At 54.3% G+C, this 1,403-nt stretch carries 1 protein-coding gene, 1 tRNA gene and 1 pseudogene; all 3 read left to right on the top strand.

Annotated features, from left to right (window positions below):
- Nucleotides 1-405: pseudogene (locus tag DKT70_RS18575) on the top strand (hypothetical protein); the annotation flags it as partial.
- 207 nt (nt 406-612) lie between these two features.
- Nucleotides 613-1,167 (top strand): histidine phosphatase family protein, encoded by a 555-nt coding sequence (locus DKT70_RS17585; protein WP_111560334.1) that lies wholly within the window; start codon nt 613-615, stop codon nt 1,165-1,167.
- A gap of 67 nt (nt 1,168-1,234) precedes the next feature.
- Nucleotides 1,235-1,309 (top strand) — tRNA-Val (locus DKT70_RS17590).
- Nucleotides 1,310-1,403 lie beyond the last annotated feature (94 nt).

The raw sequence follows: 1,403 nt of genomic DNA on the forward strand, positions 1-1,403 counted from the left end.
ATCCAGGAAGACCAGAAAATCGGCACCGTTACCGGTGATGGCCCCTTTGACACCCCGCTCGGCCATGGGGCAATCCGCGCGCGGTGGCACAGTGGTTCGAGCATTCCTACGGACTGGTGGCAGTCATGCCCTTGCTTCCATCCGCAGAAGCGGCCACATCTGGAAAGTGGATTGCCCCGCCGCAGCCGGACGATCTGGAAAAAATGGTCCGGCCAGCATGACAGCAGCCGCATCAATGCCCGCATGAGGAACCTGAAATCCTTAGACGAACCGATCGCCTCGAGAGACCCGCCCGCCAGACGGCCGAGATCCACATCCGCGTGGCCTCGATGGACCGCTTCAACGCCCCCCAGCACCGCCGAGATCGAACGCGTAGCCAGACGTCAGATGGGAAAAGCGCTATAATAGCGCTATAATCTCGTGATGCCGACTTCCGCAACAATGTCTGAGGGGTACTCATGGGGGACCGGCCACACGAGAAAACGAATGTAGAATAACGTCAAGAGAGAAGGGTATCTAGATTCTAGAGATTGCGACAAGTATTCGTTTACCTTTACCCATTCCGTTACCAGATAACTGTCCATTATCAGAAATTGTGTTTTCCCGCAGACAATGATGCTTCCTGATCTCTATTTAATGCGACACGGGCAAACCCAGTGGAATGCAATGGGACGCCTGCAGGGCATATTGGATTCGCCCTTGACGCCTTTGGGCATTACACAAGCGCACCGTCAGGCGACGCTGCTGAAAGGGATCGGCGGCATATGCCTTTCGAGCCCGCAGGGCAGGGCGGTGCAAACTGCGGCCATTGCCTTCCAGGGTCGCGGCTGGAGTGTTGAACCACGCCTTTCCGAAATTGGCATCGGCATATTTGCAGGCCGTCAGGTCGTTGATTTGCGCAAACGGTATCCAAAAATATTCACTGGGGATGCGCTGGATTGGTACGATCGCTGCCCAGAAGGCGAAGGTTTGGACGCGCTGCGAGCAAGATGCACGGAATTTCTTGACGGCACCGATCAGACAACGATTATCATCACCCATGGCCTGACATTGGCCATGTTGCTTTCTGTTGCCACGGGAACGAGACTGGCAAATATCGGTCAAAACCACATGCAACAGGGTTGCATCTATCGCCTGTCTTCAGGGACCATCGACCAACTGGTTTAAAAGCAGCGCAAATTAGCTGTCTTCCCACTTGAAGCCATACGAAGGTCATGGCAAAAGCAAAATCTGTAGCCCGTTAGCTCAGTGGTAGAGCGTCCCGTTTACACCGGGTCGGTCGGCAGTTCAAATCTGTCACGGGCTACCATTTACTTTTATTCCAGGCTTATACCTTGTGACCTTCCCCCCGGAACGTCCCTCGGTTTGATGTAGAGTTTGCTTCATCACGAAGGAGCAAACGA

The organism is Paracoccus sediminilitoris, assembly GCF_003259195.1.
GTDB classification, from domain to species: domain Bacteria; phylum Pseudomonadota; class Alphaproteobacteria; order Rhodobacterales; family Rhodobacteraceae; genus Paracoccus; species Paracoccus sediminilitoris.